Source organism: Allobosea sp. Root483D1, assembly GCF_001429505.1.
Classification (GTDB): domain Bacteria; phylum Pseudomonadota; class Alphaproteobacteria; order Rhizobiales; family Beijerinckiaceae; genus Allobosea.
Map to the genome: position 1 here is coordinate 1011714 of NZ_LMJW01000022.1, position 23320 is coordinate 1035033.

The 23320-nt window shown below is 67.3% G+C and carries 19 protein-coding genes; 6 read left to right on the top strand and 13 right to left on the bottom strand.

Features of this window, described 5'->3' with window-relative positions; all coding sequences use genetic code 11:
- Positions 1-5: 5 nt before the first annotated feature.
- The 4 genes from dxr to frr form a co-directional block, all read right to left on the bottom strand.
- The gene (gene dxr, locus ASE66_RS27495; protein ID WP_057192877.1) at positions 6-1187 is read right to left on the bottom strand and encodes a 1-deoxy-D-xylulose-5-phosphate reductoisomerase; all 1182 of its coding nucleotides are present in this window, start codon (positions 1185-1187) and stop codon (positions 6-8) included.
- Positions 1188-1194: 7 nt separating this feature from the next.
- The gene (locus ASE66_RS27500; protein WP_057192878.1) at positions 1195-2013 is read right to left on the bottom strand and encodes a phosphatidate cytidylyltransferase; all 819 of its coding nucleotides are present in this window, start codon (positions 2011-2013) and stop codon (positions 1195-1197) included.
- Entirely contained in the window at positions 2010-2759 is a 750-nt protein-coding gene (locus ASE66_RS27505) for an isoprenyl transferase (RefSeq protein ID WP_057192879.1), read from the bottom strand. The genes ASE66_RS27500 and ASE66_RS27505 overlap by 4 nt, the downstream gene beginning before the upstream one ends.
- 65 nt (positions 2760-2824) lie before the next feature.
- Complete coding sequence (gene frr / locus ASE66_RS27510) at positions 2825-3388, bottom strand: ribosome recycling factor (protein ID WP_057192880.1); 564 nt, start codon at positions 3386-3388, stop codon at positions 2825-2827.
- Between the two features lie 245 nt (positions 3389-3633).
- On the opposite strand from frr, the gene ASE66_RS27520 reads away from it, so the two are divergent.
- Positions 3634-4047 carry a VOC family protein gene (locus ASE66_RS27520; RefSeq protein WP_057192882.1) on the top strand — a complete coding sequence of 138 codons (414 nt, stop codon included), beginning with the start codon at positions 3634-3636 and terminating at the stop codon, positions 4045-4047.
- A 21-nt stretch (positions 4048-4068) separates the two neighbouring features.
- Here the strand turns inward: ASE66_RS27520 and pyrH are convergent, their stop codons facing one another.
- The 4 genes from pyrH to ASE66_RS27540 all read right to left on the bottom strand — a co-directional run bounded on the left by pyrH (position 4069) and on the right by ASE66_RS27540 (position 7581).
- Positions 4069-4776, bottom strand: a complete 708-nt coding sequence (gene pyrH, locus ASE66_RS27525; protein ID WP_057192883.1) for a UMP kinase — start codon at positions 4774-4776, stop codon at positions 4069-4071.
- 108 nt (positions 4777-4884) lie between these two features.
- A complete protein-coding gene (gene tsf / locus ASE66_RS27530) occupies positions 4885-5808 on the bottom strand; it encodes a translation elongation factor Ts (RefSeq protein WP_057192884.1) in 924 nt (307 codons plus the stop codon).
- Between the two features lie 171 nt (positions 5809-5979).
- On the bottom strand, positions 5980-6990 hold the full coding sequence (locus ASE66_RS27535) for a 30S ribosomal protein S2 (protein ID WP_057192885.1): 1011 nt from the start codon (positions 6988-6990) through the stop codon (positions 5980-5982).
- Positions 6991-7185: 195 nt separating this feature from the next.
- Positions 7186-7581, bottom strand: coding sequence for a pore-forming ESAT-6 family protein (locus ASE66_RS27540; RefSeq protein ID WP_057192886.1), 396 nt, complete (start codon positions 7579-7581; stop codon positions 7186-7188).
- Positions 7582-7785: 204 nt separating this feature from the next.
- On the opposite strand from ASE66_RS27540, the gene ASE66_RS27545 reads away from it, so the two are divergent.
- A complete protein-coding gene (locus ASE66_RS27545; RefSeq protein WP_057192887.1) occupies positions 7786-8952 on the top strand; it encodes a sensor domain-containing diguanylate cyclase in 1167 nt (388 codons plus the stop codon).
- A gap of 10 nt (positions 8953-8962) precedes the next feature.
- Here the strand turns inward: ASE66_RS27545 and pncA are convergent, their stop codons facing one another.
- From pncA to dnaE, 3 genes are all read right to left on the bottom strand, one after another.
- A complete protein-coding gene (gene pncA, locus ASE66_RS27550; protein WP_413814294.1) occupies positions 8963-9589 on the bottom strand; it encodes a bifunctional nicotinamidase/pyrazinamidase in 627 nt (208 codons plus the stop codon).
- Between the two features lie 34 nt (positions 9590-9623).
- Entirely contained in the window at positions 9624-10346 is a 723-nt protein-coding gene (locus ASE66_RS27555) for an FkbM family methyltransferase (RefSeq protein ID WP_057192888.1), read from the bottom strand.
- A gap of 87 nt (positions 10347-10433) precedes the next feature.
- On the bottom strand, positions 10434-13901 hold the full coding sequence (gene dnaE, locus ASE66_RS27560; protein ID WP_057192889.1) for a DNA polymerase III subunit alpha: 3468 nt from the start codon (positions 13899-13901) through the stop codon (positions 10434-10436).
- 469 nt (positions 13902-14370) lie between these two features.
- Between dnaE and ASE66_RS27565 the strand changes: the two genes are divergently transcribed.
- The gene (locus tag ASE66_RS27565; protein ID WP_162262539.1) at positions 14371-15282 is read left to right on the top strand and encodes a DMT family transporter; all 912 of its coding nucleotides are present in this window, start codon (positions 14371-14373) and stop codon (positions 15280-15282) included.
- 7 nt (positions 15283-15289) lie between these two features.
- Here the strand turns inward: ASE66_RS27565 and ASE66_RS27570 are convergent, their stop codons facing one another.
- Entirely contained in the window at positions 15290-16069 is a 780-nt protein-coding gene (locus ASE66_RS27570; RefSeq protein ID WP_057192891.1) for a hypothetical protein, read from the bottom strand.
- A gap of 1 nt (position 16070) precedes the next feature.
- A complete protein-coding gene (locus tag ASE66_RS27575; RefSeq protein WP_057192892.1) occupies positions 16071-16571 on the bottom strand; it encodes a PAAR domain-containing protein in 501 nt (166 codons plus the stop codon).
- A 190-nt stretch (positions 16572-16761) separates the two neighbouring features.
- Here ASE66_RS27575 and tssK point away from each other — a divergent pair, with 190 nt between their 5' ends.
- The 3 genes from tssK to tssM are packed head-to-tail and all read left to right on the top strand — an operon-like array spanning position 16762 to position 23319.
- A complete protein-coding gene (gene tssK, locus ASE66_RS27580) occupies positions 16762-18099 on the top strand; it encodes a type VI secretion system baseplate subunit TssK (RefSeq protein ID WP_057192893.1) in 1338 nt (445 codons plus the stop codon).
- Complete coding sequence (icmH, locus tag ASE66_RS27585; RefSeq protein WP_082613764.1) at positions 18096-19619, top strand: type IVB secretion system protein IcmH/DotU; 1524 nt, start codon at positions 18096-18098, stop codon at positions 19617-19619. Before tssK ends, icmH begins: the two co-directional genes overlap by 4 nt.
- 31 nt (positions 19620-19650) lie before the next feature.
- Complete coding sequence (tssM, locus tag ASE66_RS27590; protein ID WP_057192894.1) at positions 19651-23319, top strand: type VI secretion system membrane subunit TssM; 3669 nt, start codon at positions 19651-19653, stop codon at positions 23317-23319.
- Position 23320: the final 1 nt, after the last annotated feature.

Here is a 23320-nt window from a genome sequence, read left to right on the forward strand (position 1 = left end):
AGCCACTAAGTGACAGTGAAGCGGCCTCCGGACAAGAGCGCGCGGGTCCGGTTTCTTGCATCTTGGTCAACGGCGAGGGCTTCAGCCAGATCGGCGGGAGCCGACGACTTTGCCCCGGCAGCCCGCTCGCAGACGGCCTCGACCAGGGCCGGAATCGCGGGAAAGGCGATCCGTCTGTTCAGGAAGGCATCGACGGCGACTTCATTCGTGGCGTTCAGCACGGCCGGCATCGCGCCACCCTCCGCGAGCGCGGCCATGGCGAGGCGCAGCGCCGGGAAACGGACAAGATCGGGCCGCTCGAACGCGAGCGGGCCGGTCGCCACCAGATCGAGGAAGCGGCTTTGCGGCGCGTCGAGCCGGCCGTCGATCCCAAGGCAATGGGCGGCCGCGACGCGCATGTCCGGCACCGCCATGCCGGCGCTGACCGAGCCGTCCCGGAAGGTGACGAGCCCATGCACGATCTGCTGCGGATGAACCAGTACCTCGAGCTGGTCGGCGCCGAGTCCGAACAGGAACGAGGCCTCGATCAGCTCGAGCCCCTTGTTCATCATGCTGGCGGAGTCGATCGTGATCTTGGCGCCCATCGCATAATTGGGATGGGCTAGCGCCTGCTCCGGCGTGGCGGCTGCTATCGCCTCGGCCGGCCAAGTCCGGAACGGGCCGCCCGAAGCGGTCAACGTCATCGTGCGGATCGCCGAGATCGGTTCGGTGCCCAAGACCTGGAACAGGGCATTGTGCTCGGAATCGAGCGGCAGGATGCGGGCGCCGACTGCGCTTGCCCACGCCATCACCGCGGCGCCGGCGCAGACCAGGCTTTCCTTGTTGGCGAGCGCGACGACCCGCCCCGGCGTCAGCGCCGCGAAGGTCGCCTCCAGCCCGGCCGCCCCTGAAATGGCGCTGACCACGATGTCGCTGTCGAGTGCCGCAGCTTCAAGCACCGCCTCCCGGCCCGCGCCGTGGCGGATGCCGCTGCCGGCCAGGGCCGCGGCGAGTGCCTCGCCCTGCCCTTCGTCCGCAATCGCCGCGAAGCTTGCGCCGGTCTCCCGGGCGATTCGCGCCAGCCCCGACGCATCGCGGCCGGCGACGAGCGCAGCGACCTGCAGCCGCCCCGGATTCTCGGCGATCACGGCGCGCGTCGAGCGGCCGATGGAGCCCGTGGCTCCCAATATCGTGACGGTACGGCGCATAGGATGATCAGTGTCCCAAGCGCGCCAGATAAAGCAGCAGGCCGGCGAACGCCAGCACGGCCCAATAACCGTCGAGCCGGTCGAGGAAGCCGCCATGGCCGGGAATCAGATGGCTCGAATCCTTGGCGCCGAAACGCCGCTTGATCGACGATTCGAACAGGTCGCCAGCCTGACTCGCCGCCGAAGCGGCGAGCGAGACGGCGAGCACCGGCCAGAGCCCCGATGGCAGTCCCGGGAAGAAGAACGCCCAGACGGCGGTGCCGCCCAAGGTTCCCGTCAGGGCGCCGCCGAGCGCGCCCGACCAGGTCTTCTTCGGGCTGACGCGCGGCAGCAGCTTCGGCCCGCCCAGCGCCCGTCCGGTGAAATAGGCGGCGATGTCGGTGAGCCAGACCACGGCGAAGGTCCAGATGATCAGGGCGAGCCCCATCCCTTGGGTCTCGCGCAGAGCCGGCGTCACCAGCGCGAAGCAGAGCGCATAGGCAACGCCGCAGGCTTCGAGCACGCGCTGGTTGCTGGCCTGGACCGTGACGACCGCGCCGATCAGCCCGGCGAGCGCCGCGACACCCGCAAGCGCCGCGCCGCTCAGCGGCAGGAAGCCGAGCGCGAGCCCTGCCAGTCCGACGCCGATGCCGCCTGCGACGGCGTTCCGGCGGCTGACCATGGCGAGCCATTCATAGGCTACGACGCCGGCGACGGCGGTCCAGATCAGGCGGAAGGGCCAGCCACCGAGCAGGGTGACGCCAAGGATGACTGCGGCGAGCACCAGCGCCGAGATGACCCGCAGGCGAAGCTCGGATGCGCCCGCGCTGGCGCCACCCGCATTCACGCGACCCCCATTTTGGCTGCGGCCGGCTGGCCGACACCGCCATAGCGACGCTCGCGCCGATCGAATTCGGCCAGCGCATCCTCCAGCGCCTTGCGGTCGAAATCGGGCCAGAGCACCGGCGTGAAGATGAACTCGGCATAGGCCGCCTGCCAGAGCAGGAAATTCGAGATGCGGGTCTCGCCCGAGGTGCGGATCACCAGATCCGGATCCGGCAGCGCGCCAGTGTCGAGATGCAACGACAGCATCGTCTCGTCGATCGCCTCGGGCTGGATCCGGCCGGCCGCTGCCTCCTGTGCCAGGCGCTTGGCTACACGCGTGATCTCGTCGCGGGAGCCGTAATTGAAGGCGACGACCAGGGTGAGGCCGGTATTGCCTTCCGTCATCGCCTCGGCCCGCTCGACGAGCGCGCGCAGATCGGGCGCGAGGTCATCGCGACCGCCGATGATGCGCACGCGCACGCCGGCCTCGTTGAGCTCGGCCAGGTCGTTCTCGACGAAACGGCGCAGCAGCCCCATCAGGAAGGAGACCTCGGCCATCGGCCGGCGCCAGTTCTCGGTCGAGAACGAATAGAGCGTCAGGACGCGAATGCCGAGATCGGCGGCATTGCGGACCGTGCGTCGCAGCGCCTCGAGCCCGCGCCGGTGCCCCTCCTGCCGCGGCAGGCCACGCATCTGGGCCCAGCGGCCATTGCCGTCCATGATGATGGCGACATGGGCGGGAACCGCCGGGCGCGAGCCGTCTGACATCAAATGCCTCTTCTGGGCCAAACGTTCATGCGTCGATGATACAGGACGGTACCGCGTCGCGCACTTTAGACGTGCAGGATTTCCTTTTCCTTGGTGGCGAGCGCCTGGTCGATGTCGCCGATATGCTTGTCCGTCGCCTTCTGGACGAGATCGGTCTGCTTGGTGACGTCGTCCTTGGGCATATGCCCGTCCTTCTCCAGCTTCTTGATCAGATCCATGCCGTCACGGCGCACATGCCGGACCGCCACTTTGGCGTCTTCGGCATATTTGTGCGCGACCTTGACCATCTCCTTGCGGCGCTGCTCGTTGAGCTCGGGAATGCGGATGCGCAGCACCTGGCCCTCGGTCTGGGGATTGAGGCCGAGATCGGATTCGCGGATCGCCTTCTCCACCGCCTGGACCATGCTGCGATCCCAGACCTGGACCGAGAGCAGGCGCGGCTCGGGGACGCTGACGGTCGCGAGCTGGCTTAGCGGCGTGCGCGCGCCATAGGCCTCGACCGTGATCGGATCGAGCACATTGGCCGAGGCGCGGCCGGTGCGAAGCGAAGCCAGGTCGCTCTTGAACTTCTGCACGCCGCCGTCCATGCGGCGATTGATATCGGCGAGATCGAAAGTGGTCTGGGCCATCGTCTTCAAAACCTTGTCGAAACCGGCTGGATGAAGCCGGAAATGCGCGCGACCATGGCGAGCGACCGCTCCAGGGTCAAGGATTTATGCGTCAACAGCATTTCCCCGCAGGTCAGCAAGGAGAAACGGATCTCGATCGCTGATGCATGGCTGCTGGACCGGCTGTCTCGCTGGCAAAAGGTGGACGTGCTTTCTAGGTCAGCCTTGCAGCAGCACGCTCCGGCTCCCGTCCCAAGGAGATTCCCATGCCCCGCCTGAACCGCATCGTCGAAACAGCGCTCTACGTCGATGATCTCGACCGCGCTGCGGCGTTCTACGAGGGAAAGCTCGGCCTCAACACCATGCTCAGAACCGAGACGCTCTACGCCTACGATATCGGCGGGCAGAACGTCCTGCTGCTGTTCCAGCGCGGCGCCTCGTTGGAGACGCAAAGCTCGGAGCGCGGCAGCATCCCGCCGCATGACGGCCAGGGCCCGCTGCACATCTGCTTTGCCGTCGACGCGGGCGAGCTCGCCTCATGGGAAGCACAGCTCGCGCAGCACGGCGTGCCGATCGAAGGCCGCATGCGCTGGAATCGCGGCGGGACAAGCCTCTATTTCCGCGATCCCGACGGCCATCTGCTCGAGATCATGACGCCCGGCAATTGGCCGAATTATTGAGTGGCCTCATGCCGTGGGAAATTACGGCGTGACGTAGGTTGCCCTGCCTTCGCCGCGCAGCACGGCGGCGAGCATGCCGGGTTCGGCGATCGAGAAGACGACGATGGTGAGCGCCGCGTCGCGCGCCAATGCGAAGGCAGCCGTGTCCATCACCTTGAGATCACGCCTGATCGCGTCCTCATGGGTCAGCGTGTCGTAGCGGGTCGCGCTCGGATCCTTCTTCGGATCGGCCGAGTAGACACCATCGACCTGCGTCGCCTTGAGCAGATGGCTGCAGTCGAGTTCGGCCGCGCGCAGGGCGGCGCCCGTGTCGGTGGTGAAATAGGGATTACCGGTGCCGCCGCCGAGGATCACGACCTTGCCGTTGCTGAGGTGGTCGAGCGCGCGCTTGCGGGCATAGCTCTCGCAGAGCGAGGGCATCGGCACCGCCGACATGGCGCGCGCCGGGGCGCCCGCGCTCTCGATCGCGTGTTCGAGCGCGAGCGCGTTCATCACCGTTCCGAGCATGCCGATCGAATCGGCGCTGGTGCGGTCGAGGCCCTTGGTCAGCCCCTGGACGCCGCGGAAGAAATTGCCGCCGCCGACCACGATGCCGATCTCGACGCCCTCGCGCGAGGCATGCGAGATATCGGCCGCGAGCGCTGTCAGCGTCGCACCGTCGAGGCCATTTCCTTGAGGCCCTGCAAGGGCTTCACCGGAGAGCTTCACGAGAACGCGTTTAGGTCTCATCGGGGCTCTCCTTCGTTCGCAACTGAGGCAGGCCGAATCGACCACTGCCCCTTCTTACAAAAAAGGCCGCGCGAGGCGCGGCCTTTCTGTGTCCTATCAACGGGCTTGTCAGCCTGTGGTGCCGCCGGCCGCCGCAACCTCGGCGGCGAAGTCGGTCTCTTCCTTCTCGATGCCCTCACCAAGTGCGAAGCGGGCGAAGCCGGTGATCTTGAGCGGACCGCCGACCTTGCCTTCGGCCTCCTTCAGCACCTGGGCGACCGACTTCGAGCCGTCATGGATGTAGGCCTGCTCGAGCAGGCAGTACTCCTTGGCGTAGCTCTTCAGCCCACTCTCGACGATCTTGGCGAGCACATGCTCGGGCTTGCCGGCATTCTTCTCGGCCAGGATCGCCTTCTCGCGCTCCAGCACCGCCGGATCGACCGAAGCGAGGTCGAGAGCGACCGGATTGGTCGCGGCGACGTGCATGGCGAGCTGGCGGCCGAGGGCCGTAAGCTCGTCACCCTTGCCGCTGGTCTCCAGGCCGACGATGACGCCGATCTTGCCGAGGCCGTCGGCGACTGCGCCGTGGACATAGGAGCCGATCGCGCCCGAGGTGACCGAGACCTGCGCGACGCGGCGCAGCGTCATGTTCTCGCCGATCGTGGCGATGGCGTTGGCGATCGCGTCGGCGACGGTGCCGCCGCCCGGATAGTGATGGGCGGCCAGCGCCTCGACGTCGCCGCCGCGCTCGAGCGCGACATCGGCGATGGTGCGGGCGAGCGCCTGGAACTCGAGGTTGCGGGCGACGAAGTCGGTCTCGGAATTGACCTCGACCACGACGCCGCTATGGCCGCGCACGACGACCGCGACGAGGCCCTCGGCGGCGACGCGGCCGGCCTTCTTGGCGGCCTTGGACAGGCCCTTGGCGCGCAGCCAGTCGATGGCGGCTTCCATGTTGCCGTCGGTGGCCGAGAGCGCGGCCTTGCAGTCCATCATGCCCGCGCCGGTCTTGTCGCGGAGTTCCTTCACCATGCCGGCGGTGATCGCAGCCATTTGCGTCGTCCTTGCTGTCTTGCGGCCTTCACCCGGTGGCGCGCCGCATTGTCGAAAAAGCGAAGCCTCGATTGGCAAACGCCGACGCTCCGTTTCCGGCCGCCGGCGCTGCTTCGGCTTTAGTCAGTATCGAAGTGCGACGCGCCGATGACGCGCCGCAATCTCGAACAATCAGGCGTCGGCGAGATCGCGCGCCTGGGCGACCCAGCCCTGGCTCTCGATGCGGCCGGCAAGCTTCAGGTCGTGATCGACCTTGGTGACCTCTGCCGGCGTCATGGCAGCGAGCTGCCAGAAGTGGAAGATGCCGCCATCATTGAGCTTCTGCACGATCTCCGGGCCCATGCCCGAGAGCTTCATGAAGTCGTCCGGAGCGCCGCGCGGCCCGGTCAGCAGCTCGAAAGCCTGGGCCTGCCCCTCGACGGCCACCGGCTCGGCAATCACCGGCTCGACGATCGGGGCCTCGGCGGCGCCGAGGTCGACGCCATGGTCGCCCGAAGCGCGCGAGATGCCGTCGATGGCCGAGCGCGCGACGAGATCGCAATAGAGCTGGATGGCGCGGCCGGCGTCGTCATTGGCAGGAACCGGGAAGGTGATGCCATCCGGATCGCTGTTGGAGTCGATGATGGCTGCGACCGGGATGCCGAGGCGCTGGGCCTCCTTGATCGCGAGCGCTTCCTTGTTGGTGTCGATGACGAAGATCATGTCCGGCGTGCCGCCCATGTCCTTGATGCCGCCGAGCGCCTTTTCGAGCTTGTCGCGCTCGCGCGCCAGCATCAGGCGCTCCTTCTTGGTCAGGCCGGTGCTGGCGCCGTTCAGCAACTCATCGACCTTGCGCAGGCGCTGGATCGAAGCCGAGATGGTCTTCCAGTTGGTCAGCATGCCGCCGAGCCAGCGGGAGTTGACGTAATACTGGGCCGAACGCTTGGCCGCATCGGCGATGGCGTCCTGCGCCTGGCGCTTGGTGCCGACGAAGAGGACGCGGCCGCCGCGGGCGACGGTGTCGCTGACCGCCTGCAGGGCGCGCGAAAGCATCGGCACCGACTGCGACAGGTCGAGGATGTGGATGTTGTTGCGCGTCCCGTAGATGAACGGCGACATCTTCGGGTTCCAGCGATGAGCCTGGTGGCCGAAGTGGGCGCCGGCCTCGAGCAGCTGACGCATGGAGAAATCTGGCAGAGCCATGGAATTTTTGTCCTTCCGGTTGAGCCTCTGGGGAGCGAATGAGCCGGCCATAAGCTGACCAGTCACCGGAACGCCTCGGTGTCGAGGTGATGCTCCCCATGTGGGATAGGCCGCGCCATACACGCGATGGCGCGGGAATGCAAGGCCGAAGCCCCCATGCCGCCCGATCGCACCGGGCGCGCCTCGGGCTCGAACCTATTTCGGCAGCGAGGCTGCGGCCTTCAGGATGACGTCGCCGATCTGCTTGCAATAGGTCGCCGCCGAGCCGCCCTGTGCCTTGGCGATCGTCTCGAGCTCCTGGGTCACGCCCATCATCGCGATGGTGCCCTTCTTGCCGGCCGCTTCGGCCGTGTCGCCGGCGCTCTTGTCGGCCGGCGGCGGAATCAGGGCCAGCACCTTGCGCTGGACTTCGACGACGTCGGCGCCGACATGGCCCTTCTCGGCGCAGTAGCTGAGAATGCCGAGCTGGTTGCGGCCAGCCTGATAGGCCGTGGCGAGCTGGTCGGCCTGGCTTTGCGCAAAGGCAGAAGAGCCTGCCGAAAGGGCGGTGACAATGACAAGCGCGCTGAACGATTTCTGGGACAATGGCATGCTGCTTCTCTCTTTCGAGTTGTTCGCATCCGGTGATGCACGCCCCAGTTCCCCGCCCCCCGCATAGCCGGCCGAAGCTCCCGCGACAACCATGCGTGCCGCGGGCCGTTAATCAGTCAGGCGAGATTCTCGCCTCCCTGTTTGGAATCCCTTCATGCCCATCTGCTATCGACAGGCCGCTAACAGGAAAGGTCCGGCCGCGGCGTGTTGCTCGATCTGAGGACAATCTATCTGGCGGGTGCGATCACCGCCTTGATTCTCGGCTTCGTCCAGCTTGCCGCCTACGCAACCGGCCGCTTCGAGCGCTGGCCGCTGTGGTGGGGGCTGAGCAACCTGCTGATCGGCCTCGGCTTCATCGGCGTAGGGCTGCGGGACACCATCCCGGACATCGTCTCGATCCCGCTCGCCAACACCGTCAGCTGGACCGGCTACCTGCTCGTCCTGTTCGGCGTACGGAGCTTCGCCGGGCGCCCGGCGCGCCTGCCGCTTTACCTCCTGGCGGTCGCGGCCGCCGCCATCCCGCTGTTCCTGTGGAACGAACCCGACGGCTTCGTCAGACGGGTCGTCCTCGTCTCCGTCCTGGTCATGGCTTGCGATGCGTTGCTGGTCCGGGAAGGCCTGGAGTTGTGGCGACGCGAGCGGCTGGTCTCCGGCGCGATCCTGGCGGCCCTGTTCGCACCGACCGTGCTGCTGTTCGCGCTGCGCGCCTGGCTCGCCGCGACCGGAAAGCTCGGCACCGAATTGTTTCCTGCCGAAAACGCCAATCAGTGGTTCACCGTCACCGGCACCGCCTTCGTGCTCCTCCGCAGCAGCGCACTGCTGTTGCTCGCCGCCGAGCGCAGCCGCAACACGCTGGTCACCATCGCCCAGCACGACCCCCTCACCGGCGCGATGAACCGCAGCGGCCTGGAGCGCGCCATGGCCCAGATCGCGGCGGATGCCGGCAAGCGCCCGGGCCGACTGATCCTGCTCCTGGTCGATATCGACCATTTCAAGACCTTCAACGACACGCACGGCCATGCCGCCGGCGACCGCATCCTGCAGCTCTTCGCCGAGGCCGCCCGCAGCGAACTGCGCGCCAGCGATATCCTGGCGCGCCATGGCGGCGACGAATTCGTCGCCGTCCTCCCGCACATGACCACGAAGGACGCCGTGCGCGTCGCGAACCGGATCCGGGCCGCCTTCGGGCGAGTACTCGCCGACTGGGACGGGGGCGCGCTCCAGCCGACGCTCAGCATCGGCGTCGCCGAGGGTGACGCGGCCGGCGACCAGCTGGAGACCTTGCTGGAACATGCCGACGAGGCGCTCTACCGCTCGAAGCGGCTCGGCCGCGACCGGGTCCAGGTGCAGATTCGCGCCTTGGCGCGGTGAGCGCTGGCCCTCAGCCGCCCAAATCGGCGAGCCGCGTCCGCCTGACGCCGAGCGCCGTCATTTCCGCCCAGGCTCTGTCGAGCGAACCATTGAGGTCGATGGCGCGGCAGGCCTCCTCGACGACGAGGGTATCGAAGCCGTCGCGGGCCGCGTCCTGCGCCGTCCAGCTCACGCAGAAATCGGTGGCGAGGCCGACAACCACGACGCGGGCGATGTCGCGCTCCTTGAGATAGCCGCCGAGCCCGGTCGGCGTGGTGCGGTCGGCCTCGACGAAGCCGGAATAGCTGTCGACCTCGCGGCGACAGCCCTTGCGGATGACCGCCTGCGCCATGGTGAGGTCGAGGCCGGGATGGAAGGCCGCGCCCTCGCTGCCCTGGACGCAATGGTCCGGCCAGAGCACCTGCGTCCCATAGGGCATCGCGGTCGTCTCGAAGGGCTTGTGGCCGGGATGGCTCGACGCAAACGAGGAATGCCCGGCCGGGTGCCAGTCCTGGGTCAGCACGACCGTGGCGAAGCGCCGGCCGAGCATGTTGACGAGCGGGGCGATCTCGTCGCCTCCAGCGACCGCCAGCTTGCCGCCGGGGCAGAAATCGTTCTGGACGTCGACGACGATCAGTGCGGTCCTGGCGTCGATCACGGGCTTCCCCAGTGCTGGCGCGATGATCCGCCGCTCACCCAACTACGGTGCGAGTCATCCGCGAGAGTCCCCTTCGGGCGGCGAACATGCGTCCATAAACGTCACCGGCGAGGTCTGGCCGGTAGCAGCGCTGCTCGAGCAGCGGATCCCAGATGTGCTCCACCGTGTCGATCAGCTCGAAATCGGCGGCGAGGCGCGCTTCCAGCTGCAGGCGATTCTTGCGGTTCTGGTATTCGAGCAGCACCAGCGAGGTCCTCGACAGGTCGAGATGGTCGAGCACGTCGCCCTCCCCGCCCTCGATGTCGATCTTGACGATGTCCGCCGAAGGCAGGCTCGCCGGATCGACCACCGCGACCTCGTAGCGCTCGACCATCGCGCCGGCCACGAACGTATCGCCGGCATAGGAGGCAAGGCCGGATTCGCCATCGCCGGCAAAGCGGCTGAGGAAGGTCGCGGTCTTCTGGCCACCGGGGAACAGCGCTGCATTGACCGTGACGATGTCGCGGCGCCGGTCCGTGTTGCGCTTCAGCAGCTCGTAGGTGCCGGGATGCGGCTCGTAGGAGGTCACGGTGCTGCCCGGCCAGCGCGCGCTCGCCCAGAGCGCGAACGAGCCGACATTGGCGCCGATGTCGAGGATATCGAGGCCGACGCCGTCGAAGCCGGCTTCGTACTCACCTTCGAGCACGTCCTTGATCGCCCAGTGCATCGCCTCGGGCACGGCAAGGCTCATCGGAATACGCGCGACATACTGCTTCATTCGGTCCCCCCGGACATCATCGTGATCTTGCGCGCACTCTGATGCCTTGGCCGCCGGCAGCGCAAGGCTGGGGATTGACGAGGCCCGTCAGCGCAGCTCGACGTTCACCACTCCCGGCGCGGCGCGCACCGCGTTGGCGACCTGCTGGTTGACCGGATAGCGCCCGGGCAATTCGATCTCGATCTCCTGGGCGCCGTCATCGAGGATCATCACCAGCGAGATCTTGCCGTCGGCGCGCACGCCCTCGCGCGGCTTCACCCGTTCGGCGATCGAGGCCAGCGCCTTGTCGTCGCGCAGGAAGATGCAGAGGTCCTGCTTCTGACGATTGGCGAGATCGTCGAGCCGTTCGACATCCTCGATGCGCGGGCGCACCTCTTCGCCGTCGAGCACAGCCGAAAGCCGCAGCACCAGCGCCGCTCCCGGTTCGAGCAGCTCGCGATAGCGCTGCAGGCCTTCCGAGAACAGGATCGCCTCGAACTGGCCGGTGGGATCGGAGAGCTGGACGATGCCCATCTTGTTGCCGGATTTGGTCCGTCGCTCCGACCTGTCGATGACGGAGGCGGCGACCTTGGCGATAGAGGTGCCGCTGGCGCGGACATTGCGGGCGAAATCGGCATAGCTCTGTACGCGCAGGCGCTTGAGCAGATGCTCGTAATCGTCGAGCGGGTGGCCGGAAAGGAAGAAGCCGACCGCATCGTGCTCGCGCTGCAGCCGCTCCGCCGGCGCCCAGGGCTCGAAAGGCGGGATGCGGAATTCCTCCTGCACTACTCCACGGCCGAGCATGTCGAGCTGTCCGGCCGCCGCCTCGTCGCGAGTGCGGTTCGAGAGGGCCAGCATGCCGTCGACCGCCACCATCGCCTTGGCGCGCTCCGGCTCGATCTCGTCGAGCGTACCGGCCGAGATCAGCGCCTCGATCGTGCGACGGTTGACCAGGCGCGTGTCGATCCTGCGGGCGAAATCGGCGAGGTCGCGGAAGGGGCCGTCCTTGGCGCGCGCCGCGACGATCGATTCCACAGCCACTCGACCGACGCCCTTGATCGCGCCGAGCGCATAGCGGATCGCGCCATCCGCAACGTCGAAATCGACGCCGGAGCGGTTGATCGAGGGCGCCTCGACCTTGATGCCGAGCCGCTCCGCATCGCGACGGAATTCCGAGAGCTTGTCGGTATTGCCGATGTCGAGCGTCATCGACGCGGCGAGGAATTCTACGGGAAAGTTTGCCTTCAGATAGGCAGTCTGGAAGGCGACGACGGCATAGGCTGCCGCATGGCTCTTGTTGAAGCCGTAATCGGCGAACTTCGCCAGCAGGTCGAAGATTTCGGAGGCGACGTCCTTTTTCAGGCCGCCGTCGATGGCGCCCTTCACGAAACGGTCGCGCTGGGCGTCCATCTCGGCCTTGATCTTCTTGCCCATGGCGCGGCGCAGCAGGTCCGCTTCGCCGAGCGAATAGCCCGAGAGCGCCTGCGCCACCTGCATCACCTGTTCCTGGTAGACGATGATGCCATGCGTCTCGGACAGGAACGGCTCCATGCCGGGATGAAGATAAGTCGGCTCCTCCAGCCCGAGCTTGCGGCGGCAATAGGTCGGGATGTTGTCCATCGGGCCGGGGCGATAGAGCGCCACCAGCGCGATCAGGTCCTCGATCCGGTCGGCCTTCATCTCGACCAGCGCCTTGCGCATGCCGACCGATTCCACCTGGAACACGCCGACCGTCTCGCCGCGCGACAGCATCTCGTAGGTCTTTGGGTCGTCGAAGGGCAGTTGCGCCAGATCGACCGCGATGCCGCGCTGAGAAATGAGCTGCACGGCAATGTTCAACGTCGTCAGCGTCTTGAGGCCGAGGAAGTCGAACTTCACCAGCCCGGCCTGCTCGACCCATTTCATGTTGAACTGGGTGACGCGCATGCCGGTGCGCGGATCGACCGATAGCGCGACGAGCTGCTCCAGCGGCCGGTCGCCGATGACGACGCCGGCGGCGTGGGTCGAGGCGTGGCGGTGCAGCCCCTCCAGCTTCTGGGCGATCTCGAGCAGGCGGGCGACGACCGGCTCCTCGGCCGCGGCCTCCTGCAGCTTGGGTTCGCCGGCGATCGCTTCGGGCAAGGTGATCGGCTTGGCCGGGTTTTGCGGCACCAGCTTGGTCAGCTTGTCGACCTGGCCGTACGGCATCTCCAGCACGCGGCCGACGTCGCGCAGCACGCCGCGCGCCTGCAGGGTGCCGAAGGTGATGATCTGGGCGACGCGCTGCTCGCCATAGCGGTGCTTGACGTACTCGATCACCTCTTCACGCCGGTACTGGCAGAAGTCGATGTCGAAGTCCGGCATCGAGACGCGGTCGGGGTTGAGGAAACGCTCGAACAGCAGGCCAAAGCGCAGCGGGTCGACATCGGTGATCGTCAATGCGTAGGCGACGAGCGAGCCGGCACCCGAGCCGCGGCCGGGGCCGACCGGGATGTCATGATCCTTGGCCCATTTGATGAAGTCGGCAACGATGAGGAAATAGCCCGGGAATTTCATCCGGGTAATAATTGAGAGCTCGAAGGCGAGCCGCTTTTCGTAGTCCTCGACACTAAAGCTCTCGGCCGGCCCATGCTTGGCCAGCCGCGCCTCGAGCCCCGCTTTCGCCTGGCTCTCCAGCTCCTCGGCTTCGTCGCGCCCCTCCTCGCCGAAGCGCGGCAGGATCGGTTTGCGCAAGCCGACGCGCCAGGAGCAGCGCCGGGCGATCTCGACCGTCGAGGCCAGCGCTTCCGGCAAATCGGCGAAGCGCCGCTTCATCTCGGCCCGGCTAGCGAAATAATGCTCCGGCGTGACGCGCCGGCGCTCGTTGTCGGACACCAGCCGGCCAGCCGCGACCGCGAGCAGCGCGTCATGCGCCTCGAAATCGCCGGGCTTGCCGAAGAAGGGCTCGTTGGTGGCGACGAGCGGCAGGTCGGAATCATAGGCGAGCCGCAGCAGCCCGGCCTCGATCGCCGCGCCATCGTCACGGTCATGGCGCTGGAGCTCGACATAGAGCCGATCGCCGAAAATCTCATTCAGGCGCGCAAGCCGTGCAGCAGCCTGGGCCGGCTGGCCGGCACGCAGCGCCGCGTCGAGCGGACCACCGAAGCCGCCGGTGAGCGCGATCAGGCTCTGACCGCATTCCGCGAGATGATCGATCGCCGCGACCGGAGCGCCGGCGCCCGCCACGAGGCAGGCCTGCGTCACCAGTTTCATCAGATTGCTGTAGCCGGCCTCGTCCATGGCCAGCAGCACCAGATGCGGCGTGACGCTCTGGACAGGCTTGCGCCCACCCGTGTCCTCATCGGCGAAGTCGACGGAGAGCTGCACGCCCGCGATCGGCTGGACGCCGGAACTCGCCAGCTTCTCGGAGAATTCAAGCGCGCCGAACAGATTGTTGGTGTCGGTCAGTGCCATGGCCGGCTGGCCGTCGCCGGCTGCGAGCTTGGCGAGCGTGCCGACCTGGATCGCGCCTTCGAGCAGCGAGTAACTCGAATGGACGTGCAGATGGACGAAGCCGACCTCGTCCTGCACCAGCTTGTCGTCTTTGCGGTCGGTCATCGCGCCCTCCGGCGCACCGCCCGTTCAGCCAGTGGGCCGAACGAGAGGACCTGCGCCGATTCTTGATCCTTGGAGCATGCTCCGATCCGGTTATGGCGCGCCACTCGCACCCGGTCGAGCGGCTGCGAATGCGAGGCTGTGGACATGCCGGCGAAGCGTAGCCAGCCCCTGTCCGCAACGCCGTCAGACGTGCGGTCCGGAGGCGAGCGCAGCCCAGACCCAGATCATTCCGACGAATAGCGCCAGTGCGAGGAACTCCACGGCTCCGGCCATCAGCTTGCGAGCAACGAGCATGTCCGATCTCCAATGTTCTCTATATGTTCATATTAGTTTTCTGTTTGTTCGCGTCAATATCGCAAGGTCAGCGGGCATCGGGAGATGCAGCACGCAGTTAACGCGGATTTACCGAAGCTGCGAAGGCGTTAACGGCGACACTGCCGACACGGCGGAATCAGCTAGGGTCGGCGCCATGACCGCCTCCCCTGACCAGACGCATCACAAGCGACGAGACGAGACACTCGGCGTCCTGCTCATGGCGGCAGCGATGCTGATCATCCCGACCTCCGACGCCATCGCCAAATACCTCAGCGGAGCCCATTCGCCGGCCTTCCTCAGCTGGGTGCGCTATGTCGCGGCGCTCGGCTTCATCCTCCCGGTCGCCCTGTTCTGGCGTGGACAGCAGCCAGCGGCCCCGCTCGCATCGCCGCGCCGTTACTGGCTGTCGCATATCCTGCGGACCGCCTTTCTCGTCACGGCGATGACGCTCTATTTCGTGGCGATCACGCGCATTCCGCTGGCCGATGCACTCGGCGCCTATTTCATCGCCCCGATCGCAGCGACCCTGCTCGCCTCGATCACGTTGCGCGAGCGGCTCGATCGGCGAAAGCTGCTCGCCGTCGCCCTCGGCTTCGTCGGCGCCATCCTCGTCGTGCGTCCCGGTGCCGAGACCAGCGCCGACACGCTGATCGCGCTGGCTTCTGGTATCTGCATGGCCTGCTATCTGGTGCTGACCCGCGCCACCGCCCAGAGCCGATCGCCTGTGGCGACGCTGACGATCCAGCTTATCCTCGGCATCCTGATGCTGATGCCTTTCGCCCTGTTGCAATGGACCACGCCGACGCGCGAAGGGCTGCTGCTGATCCTGTTGATGGGTCTTGTCTCGACCTTCAGCAACCTGATGACGATCAGCGCCTTCCGGCTGGCGCCGGTCGCGACGCTCTCGCCCCTGGTCTATCTCGAACTGATCGGCGCGACTGCGCTTGGCTTTGCCCTGTTCGGCGACCTGCCCTCGCCGACGACCTGGGCCGGGATTGCGGTGATCGTCGCAGCCGGGCTGATCGTCGCGACGGCGCGGCCGGCGACGCGGCGCTTGCCGTCCTGAGCCGCCCTCAGTTCACCATCGTGTTCAGGGCCGAGACGATGGCCCGGGGCTCGATCTCGGACGGCGCCTCGTCGAAGGCGGCGCGGTAATAGTCGAGCATGCTGAGCTGCTCGAAATTGTTCCAGGTGTCCTCGTCGTTCATCGCCTCGCTGCGCTCCTCCAGATTGAGGATCATGCCGTAGTCCTCGGGGCTGGTGCCGTAGACCAGCGGCGGCGGCAACGGCTCGGAACGCAATTCGTGTTCGGCAGCAGCGATCGCTGCCAGCGCACCCGGCACCCAGACGCGATGATAGGCGTTGGAGACGTCGGTCTCGGCTTCCCCTGCACTGGTCAGCACGGCGCGGCAGGCGTCGGCGAACGTATCGACCATGCCGTTGCGCTCGGCCACCCTGTCGGCTGCGTTGTAGTTGGCGTGAATCGGGTCGACATAGGCGAACTCGTTCTGCAGCAGCCGCGCCGGCTCGCCCTGCAGGAAGAGCCAGGGATAGGTGTTGTCGATCAGGATCTGCCCAGGCAGCAGATGCGCCGCCTGGTTCTCGCCGGAGGCGCTGAAGAACTGCTGCTCGGCGCCCTTGCAGGTCACGCCCGGATTGGGCGTCAGCGGTAACCCCGGCCTGTCCGGCATGCGGATCGCCGCCATGTAGACCAGCACCTTGGCGACGCGGGTATTGCGCGAGCGGCCGTGCCAGAGCGCCTTCTCAGTGTCGGACGAAAAGCGCTGGACCCGCAGCAGACGGAAACGTTCCTCGGCCGCGACGGCCCGGTCGGGAGAACGACGACGTCCCATCTCAGCCGCCGATGATGACGGTCGGCATGCCCATGGCGATCTTGTTCGGCGGTCCCACCGCCTCGATGATCGTGTCGCCGACGCGGCAAGCCGGGAGGCCGTTGATCAGCACGGTCTGCGAGCCGTCGATCACCACGCCCGGCCCGTGCGGGGGAATCGGCAGCGGCGTGGCGCAGATGTGGATATCGGCGCCACCGGCCGCGCCGGTGATCGTCGAGCCCATGGTCGTCGCGGCGGTTGCCTTGACGCCCTCCTCCGCCGTCTTGGCGGCCGCCGCGCCAGGCGTTGGGGCGGCAGCCACCGTCGCCGCCTCGGCCGTCTTGATCGCCGCATCGGAGATGGCCTTGGCCGCCTGGATCGCCGCTGCGGCGCCGGCCGGGACACCGCGCCAGGCGAATTTGCCTCCGATGAGCACAGTTGGGCTTCCGGGACCCGGCATCAGCGTGCCGGGCAGCGGATGGATCGTGGGATCGAGAATGCGCGCGGCGGGGCCTGTCGGCATCGGACACCTTCTTGGATCGCTCGGCTGGGAGCTTGGCTCCGGCCGGCCGGGCAAGTCAACGAATCCGCTCGCCCCGGCGAAAACCGTCTTGTGGCAGACAGAGCCGGTCTTGCCCTCCCCCATACGAATGGTGACGCTCGGGAACGAGCTGTATATGCTCCCGACAAGGCCTTGAGATAGCGAGAACCGGATGTCGTGGTATAGTAAGGTCGTCTGGTCCGAAGGCTTGTTCCTGCGGCCGCATCACCTGCAGCAGAACGATCGCTATCTCGAGAACCTGCTGGAGAATCGCGTCCGGCATGTCACGCCTTATCCGTGGGGGTTCTCGGTGCTCGAGATCGACCGCGACCTGGCGCAGCAGAGCCGCATCGGGCTCAGGCGCGCTGTCGGCGTGATGCCGGACGGCACACCCTTCGCCATGCCGGACAACTCGCCTCTGCCGCCGGCGATCGAGGTGCCGGAGAACGCCGCCGGCCAGATCGCCTGGCTGTCGCTGCCGCTCGCCGCCTCCAACACCCGCGAGGTCGAGGACAGCCTCAGCGGGTCGGCCAGCCGCTTCTATCCGGCGACCGAGATGCTGATCGATTCGACCGCCTCGCTGCGCGTCGACGAGGAGATCGACATCGCCCATCCGCGCTTCGGCCTGGAGCTGCGCAAGACGAGCAAGCCGGGCTATGTCGGCCTGGCGCTCGGGCGCATCCTCGAAGTGCGCGACCGCGCCATCCTGTTCGACGAGAAATTCGCCCCGCCGGTGCTGCTCTGCTCGGCCCATCCGGTCGTCGACGGCTGGATGGACCGCGTCATCGGCTGGATAGACAACAAGCTCGAGGAGCTCGCCCGCTACGCCGCCGACCCGACCGCCGGCGGCGGCCTGCAGAGCGCCGACTATTTCATCCTGCAATTGCTCAACCGGCACATCCCGGTGCTGAAGCACATGCGCGGCTCGCGCTTCGTCCACCCCGAGCGCCTGTTCGTGGCCCTGCTCGCCATTGCCGGCGAGCTTGCCACCTTCACCACCGCCGAGCGCCGCGCCCGCGATTACCCGGCCTATGACCATGACGACCTGGAGGGCTGCTTCACCCCGGTGGTGCGCGACATCCAGGACTTCCTCTCGGCCCAGCTCGGCCGCCGCGCCATCCGCCTCGAAATCGTCGAGCGGGCGCAGAATGCCTTCATGTCGACGATCCGCGACCGCGCCCTGATGCGCAATGCGACGCTGGTTCTGGAAGTGGCCGCGCGCCGCCCGCTGACCGAGATCCAGTCGCAGTTCCCGCATCTGTTCAAGATCGGCCCCAACACCAAGATGAACGAGATCGTCCATGCCCATCTGCCGGGCATCAACCTCGTCCACCTGCCGACGCCCCCGCCCCAGATCCGGGCGCTGACCGACCACGTCTATTTCTATCTCGACCGCACCTCGCCGCTCTGGCCGGAGTTCAGCTCGGCGAGTTCGATCGGCATGCATTTCTCCGGTGACTGGCCCGATCTCGAAATGGAGCTCTGGGCCGTGCTCGAGGGCAGGCGATGAGCAACGACGGCTCCGATCCGTTCGGCCGCTCCGACCGGACCTTCATCCGGCCGAACCCGGCCGGACGGCGGGTGCCGCCGCCCTCGCGCCCTGCGGACGCGCCGGGCAATCCGCAGCAGGGGCAGCCCTACCCGCCTCCGAACGCGCCTTATGCGCCGCCGCCCGCCGGCTACCCGCCGCAGGGCTCGCCCTATGGGCCCTCAGGCGCACCGCAATACCCGCATGCGGCGCCCTCGCCCGGCGTGCCGGGCGGCGAGGAGTGGATGGCGCAGCCGCAGCCGCGGCAAAGCGCGCCGCCCCCGCCACCGCAGGGCTACGTGCCGCAGGCTCTGCCCAAGCGCGAGCAGATGCTCACGCCGAACATCAATCCGCTGCTCAAGGCAGCCGGACCGCTCTTGCTCCTGCTCGGGCGCCTGCGCGCCAATCTCAGCAGCGCGCCGGCGACACAGATGATCGGCCAGGTCGGCGAGACGATCGAGGCCTTCGACCACGAAGTCAGGGCGGCGGGCTTCACCGCCGAACAGACGCGCACGGCCAAGTACATCATCTGCGCCTTCTCCGACGACATCGTCCAGAACATCCCCGGCGAAGAGCGCCATGTCTGGACGCAGTACAGCATGCTCTCGCGCTTCTTTGGCGAGCGCACCGGCGGCGTCCGCTTCTTCGAGGAGCTCGAGCGCGCCAAGAAGGATCCATCAGTCAATTACGACCTGCTCGAACTGATGCATGTCTGCCTGGCACTCGGCTTCGAGGGCGTGCACCGCACCTCCGCCGGCGGCGCCGCCAACCTGCAGATGATCCAGCGCAACCTGTTCGAGACGCTCAGGCGCGTGAAGCAGCCCGATCCCGAGCTCTCGCCGCGCTGGCAGGGGCAGGCTCTGGTCGCGCGCCTGGCGCGTTTCAAGCTGCCGGTCTGGACGGTTGCCGCGGTGGCGGCGGTCGCCGTGCTCGGCCTCTATTTCATCTTCCGCGCCCTGCTCGGCGGCAATGCCGAGGCATCGGCCAGCGCCATGCTCACGGTGCACCCCAAGGGCGACATCGAGATCCTCCGCAAGGTCGCCGCCCGGCCGCCACCGCCGCTGCCGCAACCGCCGCCGGCACAGCAGCCCAAGGTCTGCGGCACGGTGCAGCCGCCGATCACCTGCGAGGTGACCCCGAACCTGATCATCGTGCGTCTGATGGACATCACGCTGTTCGACCCTGGTCAGGCGGTGGTGCGCAACGAGTTCCGCCCGCTGATCGAGCGCATCTCCACCGTGCTCAACGAGGAAGGCGGCACGATCAAGGTCGTCGGCCACTCCGACTCCGACCCGATCCGCACCGCCCGCTTCCCCTCCAATCTCGAGCTGTCGAAGGCGCGCGCGGTGGCAGTCGGCGAACTCTTGAAGAGCAAGCTGAAGCAACCGGCCCGGATCAGCACCGACGGCAAGGGCCCCGACGTGCCGATCGCCACCAACGCAACCCCAGCCGGCAAGGCGAAGAACCGACGTGTCGAAATCCTGATCCAGCGCAACGGCTAGGACGGACGGCGATGCAGGAGACGGGTAGACAATGAATCTCGCGACTTGGCTCAGGATCGCAGCCATCTTTGTCGGCGCATTCGCGCTGACGCTGCTGATCTGGTTCGGCGGCCCCTTCGTCGCCTTCGGCGAGGTGCGCCCGTTCGAGTCGATCTGGGTCAGGCTTCCGATCGCCCTCGTCCTGATGCTCGGCGCGCTCGCCTGGATCGCCTGGATCGTGATCAAGCGGCGCAGGGCCGTCGCCGCACTCTCCGATGCGATGGCGAAGGAGGAAAGCCAGACCGGTGACGGCGCGGCGCTCTCGGCCGCCATGCGCGATGCGCTGGCGACGCTGCGGCGCACCCGCGGCAAGGATGGCGGCGACTATCTCTACGACCTGCCCTGGTACGTGATCATCGGCCCGCCCGGCGCCGGCAAGACCACCGCGCTCGTCAATTCCGGACTGAAGTTCCCCCTCGCCCGCGGCGGCCAGGTGCCGGCTGCGGTCGCCGGCGCCGGCGGCACGCGCTATTGCGACTGGTGGTTCGCCGAGGAGGCGGTGCTGATCGACACCGCCGGCCGCTATACCACGCAGGACACCGACACCAAGGCCGAGCGGACGAGCTGGCTCTCCTTCCTCGATCTGCTCAAGACCAACCGCCCGCGCCAGCCGATCAACGGCGTCATGGTCGCGATCAGCATCGAGGATCTGCTGACCTCCTCGCAGGAGGAGGTCATCGCCCATGCCGATGCGATCCGCGCCCGCCTGCTCGAGCTCAACGAGCGGCTCAAGGTCGATTTTCCGGTCTATGCGGTCTTCACCAAGGCCGATCTGATCGCCGGCTTCAACGAGTTCTTCGCCGCGCTCTCCGAGCCGCAGCGGCGCATGGTCTGGGGTCACACCTTCCAGACCGTCGACAAGACTCGCAACATGATCGGCGACGTGCCGCCCGAGTTCGACGCGCTGATCGAGCGCCTGAACGAGCGCCTCTCCGACCGCCTGCAGGACGAACACAACCCGACCTCGCGCGCCAAGCTCTTCGGCCTGCCGAGCCAGATGGCGACGCTGAAGCCGGTGATCATCGACTTCCTCGGCCGCGTCTTCGAGCCGACGCGCTACCAGTCGAGCGCGACGCTGCGCGGCTTCTACTTCACCTCCGGCACCCAGGAAGGCACGCCGATCGACCAGCTGATCGGCGCGCTCTCGCGCAATTTCGGCAGCGCGCATGCCGATTCCGGCTCCTATTCCGGCCGCGGCAAGAGCTTCTTCCTCACCGACCTGATCCAGAAGGTGATCATCGGCGAATCCGGCTGGGTCTCGACCGATCTGCGCGCCGCGCGCCGCTCGACCCTGATGCGCATAGCCGGCTTCAGCGCGGTCGCGCTGGTCTCGCTGGCGCTCGGCGGCATGTGGTGGACGAGCTATGCCCGCAACAGCGACCTGATCAACCAGACCAATTACGGCCTCGCCGATTATCGTTCGAGCGCCGCGCCGGTGCTGCAGGAGACCACCCTCTCCGATCGCAATTTCAGCCGTGTCCTGCCGCTGCTGCACAAGCTGCGCCACATGCCGGCCGGCTATGCCGACAAGGACGAGCCGACGCCGGTCGCGGCCACCTTCGGCCTGAGCCAGCGCGAGCGCCTGCAATCGGCGACGCAGGAAAGCTATCATCAGGCGCTGGAGCGGCTGCTGCGCTCGCGCATCATCTTCCGGCTCGAGGAGCAGCTCGAGGCCAACGTCAACAATCCCGGCTTCATCTACGAGGCGCTCAAGGTCTACCTGATGGTCGGCGGCCGCGCGCCGCTCGACCGCGACCTCGTGCTCGCCTGGATGCGGCAGGACTGGGCCGAGAACCTCTTCCCCGGCGCCGCCAACGCCAAGGGCCGCGAGGCGCTGGAGGAGCATCTCGTCGCGCTGCTCGATCTCGACGACGGCGGCGAGCCGGTGGTCAAGCTCAACCAGCCGCTGATCGAGAGCAGCCAGCGCACATTGCGCCGGCTCAGCATCGCCGAGCGCGCCTATGAGCTGCTGCGCACGCAAGGGCGCAACGCTGCTCGCGACTGGGTCGCGGCGATCCGCGGCGGCTCGGATGCGCGGCTGGTCTTCGAGGGTGTCTCCGGCGAGGATCTCGATACGATCCGGGTGCCGTATTTCTACACCTATGACGGCTTCCAGGGCGCCTTCGTCGACCGGCTCGGCGATATCGGCGAGCGCATCGAGAAGGAGCGCTGGGTCCTCGGCGACAATGCCGACCAGGCGGCGATCACCTCGCAATATGCCAGCCTGTTCCAGGACCTGCTCAAGCTCTATGCGCGCGACTTCACCGCCTCCTGGCAGAAGGCACTGCGCCGGCTGAAGCTGCGGCCCCTCAACGCCGACAAGCCGAAATACATCGCGCTTTCGGCGATCGCCGCACCGACCTCGCCCTTCAAGCAACTGCTTGAATCGATCCGCGACGAGACGCAACTGACGAAGGAGCGCGCGGCGAAGCGGCCGGCGGCGGCGCAGGCCGCCGAGAAGATGGCTGGTCAGGTCGCGGACCATGCAGCCAAGACCCTGGAGCAGCGTGCCAATTATTCGCTGAGCCGCCTCGGCACCAGCCTGCCGCTCAGCGCTCCCGGCGTCGATCGCGTGCTCTCCGGCGCTGGTGGTGGCGGCGGCGAGGCGCTCGGCGCCAATATCGAAGCGCAGTTCAAGGCCTTCCATGTCCTTGTCGAGGGTGATGGCGGCAAGCGGCCGGTCGACCAGGCCCTGCAGATCTTCGCCGAGATCAACCAGAACCTCGCAATGGCCGCGACCACGCCGGCCCAGTCCGCCGCCGCCAATGCGGCCCTGGTGCCGCTGATCGCCTCGCTGCGCGGCAACTCCTCGCGCTATCCTGCGCCGTTCGATGCGATGATCGTCGCCGCGGTCAACGATTTCGAGGGCGATGCGACCGGCGCGACCGTCGCGCTGCTGCGCCAGGCGCTGGCCAGCGAAATCACCGGCAGGTGCTCGAGTCTGCTGGCCAACCGCTATCCCTTCGCCAAGGGCAGCACCAGCGAGATCGGCCTCGCCGACTTCGCCCAGCTCTTCGCGCCGGGAACAGGGGCGATGGACAAGTTCATGAAGGAGCGGCTCGACCCCTATATCGACAAGTCGGGCCAGAACTGGAGCTGGCGGCAGGACAGCCGCGTCGCGCGAGCGCTCTCGCCGACGACATTGCGCGAGTTCCAGCGCGCCAGCGACATCCGCGAGGCCTTCTTCCCGACCGGCGGCAACCTTCCGAACTTCCAGATGGTGGTGGTGCCAACCACCCTCTCCTCCGACGCCTCCGGCGCCAAGCTCGAGATCAACGGCTTCACGGTGGCGAGCCAGCAGGGCGTCAACACACCGACCCCGGTGATGTGGCCGGGCGGCGGCCTCGCCAAGACCTCGATCACGCTGACGATCGGCAGCGCCGCCGCCAACAACAATGCCGGCGGCATCTTCGGCGGCGGCTTCTTCTCGAACAGCCCGACGCCGGCGGCGCCGAGCGAGGTGAAGATGTTCGACCGTCCTGGCGTCTGGTCCTTCTTCCGCCTGCTCGATGCCGGCTCGGTGCTGCGCCAGGGCGACAATGTCGTCTTCACGCTGGCCGCCGGCGGTCGTCAGGTCGGATACCAGTTCGGCGTCGGCTCGCTGAAGAACCCGCTGGTGCTGCCGGCACTGCGCGAAATCCGTTGCCCGGCGGGGATTTAAG